We start from the raw sequence: 5,090 nt of genomic DNA on the forward strand, positions 1-5,090 counted from the left end.
AGCCGGAGCAAAAATAGTGTCCCCAGCGAGAGCACCATTCGTAACGTATTGATTCGCATAGCACCAATGGAACTCGACCGGGCACTGCAGCAATGGAATGCCCAATTTGGTACAATCGACGATAGCCTGGCGATCGACGGGAAAACCATGTGCAATGCCGTTGACGACAGTGGCCGGCAAATTCATATCATGGGTGCCGTCGGGCACCAGAGCAAACAAAGCTACACCCAAAAAAAGTCGGCACATTGCCTGTAAAAGGAAGCAAAAAAGAAAAACAGACAAACGAAATCAAAACCGCTATCCCCCTCCTCGATTCCTTAGATATACAAGGTAAAACCATCACCGCCGATGCCCTGTTAACTCAGCGTGAGCTTGCCGAATACATCGTTGAAAAAAGAAATGCGCATTATCATTTCACCGCCAAGGGCAATCAAAAAAAACTCCTCAAGGAAGTCGCTTCATTTTTCGAAAATGTTTCCTGGGATCCTGACCATACAACCAAAGATAAGCCCAACCATGGCCGAAATGAATCCAGAAGAATCTGGGTGACCACGGAACTCAATAAATACCTGAAATTTCCCCATGTCGCCCAAGCCTTCAAAATTGAACGAGTAACTTACCGGAAAAAAGGTAAAAATACACGAGTTGTCGCGTACGGAATCACCAGCAAAACTCCCCAGATGGCAACCGCCGAAGACATTCTAAGAGACAACCGTCAGCACTGGAGCATTGAAAATAGCTGCCACTACATCCTTGACTGGAATTTTGATGAGGATCGCTGTAGAATCTCGAAAGGTTACGGTCCGGAAAACATCACCCGATTACGGAGATTTGCTATCGGCCTCCTCAAAAGCAAGGGCGTATCTAATGTAACTCAAAAAATGAGGCAACTCAGTTTTTCTCCTCGCTTGGTTTTAGATTATCTGAAAATTACTGGCCAGAATCACAGTTCCGCTTGCGGTGCTGGGGTAGCATAAATTTACCCTGGGGTCCACCCTCCTATCACAAGGAACCACAAAGAAGCATGAAACTTGAGTGTTGAAACACTATGCGAGTCATACCTATCATGCATCCTTTTGAAAAAAACAGTTAATATGTTTAATAAAATGGCGAGGTAAATCGTTTTGAAGAACCAGGATCTGACATAAGATCATTAATATCTTTTTCCCACCACTTATCTGAAAGAAGCTCATCAACCTTATTGGGTGTAAATCGATACTTTATTATTTTGGCTGGATTACCGGCAACTACAGCATAAGGTGGGACGTCTTTGGTAACAACACTTCCACCTCCTATTACAGCACCATTGCAGATATTTTTTACAGAAGGCAGAACTATGGAAGACTTGCCAAACCATACATCATTTTCAATATTAATCTTTGTCCTATCTATCAAAAGTTCTTTTACATAGCCAAAAGTAGGATTGAAAAAAAATGGATGTAAAGATTTGAATTTTAAGGGGTGGTTTCCTACAGTTATCTGAACATTACGAGCAAATGAACAATAGCGTCCAATTCGTGTTTTCGGTGGAAAATTTTCTGGATGGAAACATCCATAACTGTACATTCCTATTTCAATATCATAAAAATTTGAAAAAATTTTACGAAGTGTTTTTGAGTACATTTCTCCGCCTTCATAGCGAGTAATAAGTTTCAGCAATATTGATCTGAGTCTATAATTTTTGTTTCTAAATAAAAAATACACTAATTTGTCTACCATAACTAACCGTTTCCTAAACACATTGTTTGTCTTCTGAAAATATTTGATAAAACAAATTTTCCTCGTATCTCGTAAAGAAAAAAGAAAAAATCTTCGAATCAACCCTTGGTTAATGAAAATATTTTTCTTTATTTTAAATTATCCTAATTTGAGTTTCCTCAGAAAATCATCTTGGTGTGAGCTGAACATGCCCGTTGTCCAGGACTATATCCAATCCAAACCGTATCAACGCAATTTGATCGGCTCAAAACTGTGGGATTCTGGTCCTCTTCGCAGTAAAACAAACAACGCACCAACACCTGAGCAGAACCATCAGGTTCATCACCAGGAAGATGTCCCTGGTCCAGGCAAGGGAGGTCGCTGCGGTCCTGGCACGGATATAGTTAAGTCGGTAGCCGTTCTTGCTTTGGCCGAACTTCCCTTCAATCGGAATACGCTCCAGGGCGTCCTGTTTTCGTAGCTTCTTTGCCAGTTTGATCTGTTCGGCGTTCAGCCCCGTCTGCTTTTTCGGTCGACCCAGTGGTTTGCCACCGAACCTGATGCCCTCTGCCCCCTGCAGGTACTTCCTGTTGTCCCTGGTGCCATAAATCCCGTCGGCAAGTACCGCCTCGGGACAATAGCCATACCGATCTTTGTAGCGTTCAACCTGATCCTGCAGGTCCTAGCTCTCGTTGAAGGCATCCCAACCGAGGTGGTCAACCATGGCGATCCCATCCACCAAATTGACGCTGATCTTGGCGCCAAACTCCGTCCTGATTTCCCTTTGCCGCGGATGACCGGCCGGACGTGGGGTTGGTGGATGCTGACAATCCGATCATCACAGCGGCATGATCTGTTCCGGTACATGCTCAACTGCTGGCTATACACCTGCTGGATGACCCAATATTGTTTCTGTTTCCTCGATGACAGGGGGAAGCCATCGCATGCATCGAGCAGACGATCGATGTGCGACAGGTTGCGCCGGAGATACAGCAGTTGCTGCCTGATTCCCTTGCGGATCAGTTTCCGGCCGGGCTTCATGTTTTTCGCAATGGTCAGATACCGTTTCTTTGCCTGCTCCCGATAGGTCCTCGGTTTCCTGACGCCGCTTCCTTTTGCCAGCTCGTCGATCAGATGCTCGGATATCTCTCTTGATTCGTTGAGTAATCCCAGATCAGTCGGATAGCGGATGGCCTGTTCGGCCACGGTCGCATCGATGACCAGCTTGCCTTTATGGCTGGGCGGACCCTGATCTTCCTTGTCTGACTTCTGTTTCTTCCGAGACTTCTCAATCTCCGTCAGGATCGCTTTTTCAAAGGCGGCAAAAACCTCACTGCCCATCCGGCGCCGGATCTCGACAAACTGGCTCGGGGCGAAGGCCGGCTCCTCCTGATACCTCGATAGCCCGATGAAATACTGCAGATAGGGATTCTCCTGGATCTGCAGTACCGTTTCCGTTTCCTCGTCACTCAGGGTCAGCTTGTGCTTGATGATCACCGCGCCAATCACCATCCGGGCATTCTTCACCGGTCGGCCACGGTCGGCGGTAAGCCGTGTGTGAGATACCCTTTGGCGAGTTCATCCCAAGGTATTCTCTGGCTCAGTTTCACCCAGAGATTTGCAGGATTCAGCCTCCCACCAAACGGCAGGTTAAATCCTTCCAGGAACATCTGACGTTCACTCGTGTACCGAATCATGTGCAAGCCTTTTGAGGGAGATCTTGACTATTTCTTGCACATTATACCCCATTTTATAGATATCTATCTATTTAATATCAAATAGTTGAGCCTTTTTAAGGAGAATCTAATTTGATATTAAATAGAAATTACCGGGTGTTTTAGGACTTAAGGAGTATTCATAGGCTCCTGCATCCCAAGCAGATCCTTGTGGTCTCGATTCTCCTAACATATCATTGATAAAGATATTTGTCGGAGCCTCAGAAATTGGGAGAAAGTCAAAAGCTGGGGATGCAGCTTCGAGTTCTCCGGTAGTTGCTAATTTGGGATCATCTGTGATTGAATGATCGCCGTGGTTCGTAGTGCTTCTCCATGTTTCAAGCGTTGTCTTTATAGACGCATTCCCGGCATCTGTCCATGTTGCGCCATAGTTTGTGCAGTTGTGACAAACATTGTAATCAACTTTAGAGTTTGCTGTTGATAATCCCACATTTACGCTATATCCAAACCTTGGCCCGATAACAATATTACCCATAATCTCCATATTTGTTTTTCCACCCCAAGAAGATATACCGTTGCTGCATCCGTACGCCCCCCCGTTATTTTGCATTGCAGAGCAGTCAACCGTATTGTTGTATATTTTCCCTGAACCAAACATTTCCGCAGAAATTGGGGCAGGGGAGAAGAGATAGTCGCTCTTCCCTTGAGTTGTATTTGAAAAAGTCAGATGGTTATTATAAATTTCTCCACTTTTAACGATGCGCTCAAAATAAATCATTGCAGTATTGCTTGTGACATTATCGTACCCAGACCAATCTCCGTAAAACTTGTTATAGGCTATAACCACATTGGTATAAACTGGGTCTTTTGGAGCATATACGACAAAGAGATGTATACCATCTCCATGATCGCCAGATACAAGCTGGGTATGGGGGTCAAAAAACTCATTTCCTGTTATGGTAATACCATCTACTTCGTTGCCAATGGTTACGTTGGTCTGCCCACTTTCAATAGAGTTTGCTGCATGACTAATCTTGCAATTAGTAACCTTGAATCCATGCGTTATTACAGCACCATCGCTATAGTGCAATACAATAGCATGACTTGCGTATGGAATAAGTTCTAAATCATTTAAAATGATTCCCTCACCAGTCCCATTGACTGACTTAATAGCACCCCTGCCGTCACGAACTCCTGCAACTCCGGCACGTATTATTTTTAGTCCGTCTAATTTGACATACTTGGTTGACGTAAGCCAGATCATATACAGACCATCTGCCAGAACCCCCTCTCCATCAAACACTGGGGGGCTGTAAGTCTCTCCATCATACCAAGTTTCGTCTACAGTGTACGTGTCCTCAGAACCGACCCCACTACCAGAGCCTTTAATATTCAGTGGAAAACAAACAACAGGCCAAGTCACTCCACCTTTGAAGATGAACGTGTCACCCGCTGAATGGGAGTAAGTTCCAGTCCACCCCAGCATATATGGATGGCGTTTCCAAGGGGACACTTTTGTCCCGCTCTGGCTATCGACTCCGCTATTATAATCAATGTAGTATGTAGCAGACAGAGCATTTGTAGAAACAACTAACATACAGAAAAAAACTAAAGAAAGTGTAAATGTATACCTAAATTTTTTAATTGGTGTAATTACACTGTAGGCAGTTGGTGATTTATCTTGTTTCATTGTATTACCTTCTTAATTTGTTTTAT

The 5,090-nt window shown here is 44.4% G+C and carries 3 protein-coding genes and 2 pseudogenes; 2 read left to right on the top strand and 3 right to left on the bottom strand.

All coding sequences use genetic code 11. From position 1 onward, the window contains the following. Both ACYQ8U_RS22525 and ACYQ8U_RS22530 read left to right on the top strand, forming a co-directional pair. Positions 1-255: pseudogene (locus ACYQ8U_RS22525) on the top strand (Druantia anti-phage system protein DruA); the annotation flags it as partial. Continuing rightward, positions 246-977, top strand: a complete 732-nt coding sequence (locus ACYQ8U_RS22530; protein WP_459947810.1) for an ISAs1 family transposase — start codon at positions 246-248, stop codon at positions 975-977. The pseudogene ACYQ8U_RS22525 and the gene ACYQ8U_RS22530, both read left to right, overlap by 10 nt. Before the next feature lie 121 nt (positions 978-1,098). Here ACYQ8U_RS22530 and ACYQ8U_RS22535 read toward each other — a convergent pair whose 3' ends face one another. The 3 genes and pseudogenes from ACYQ8U_RS22535 to ACYQ8U_RS22545 all read right to left on the bottom strand — a co-directional run bounded on the left by ACYQ8U_RS22535 (position 1,099) and on the right by ACYQ8U_RS22545 (position 5,064). Then, positions 1,099-1,719, bottom strand: coding sequence for a CatB-related O-acetyltransferase (locus ACYQ8U_RS22535; RefSeq protein ID WP_459947811.1), 621 nt, complete (start codon positions 1,717-1,719; stop codon positions 1,099-1,101). A 298-nt stretch (positions 1,720-2,017) separates the two neighbouring features. Further along, a pseudogene (locus ACYQ8U_RS22540) lies at positions 2,018-3,395 on the bottom strand (IS5 family transposase); the annotation flags it as partial. A 106-nt stretch (positions 3,396-3,501) separates the two neighbouring features. Continuing rightward, positions 3,502-5,064 (bottom strand): hypothetical protein, encoded by a 1,563-nt coding sequence (locus ACYQ8U_RS22545; RefSeq protein ID WP_459947812.1) that lies wholly within the window; start codon positions 5,062-5,064, stop codon positions 3,502-3,504. Positions 5,065-5,090 lie beyond the last annotated feature (26 nt).

The organism is Desulfocastanea catecholica (assembly GCF_054657295.1).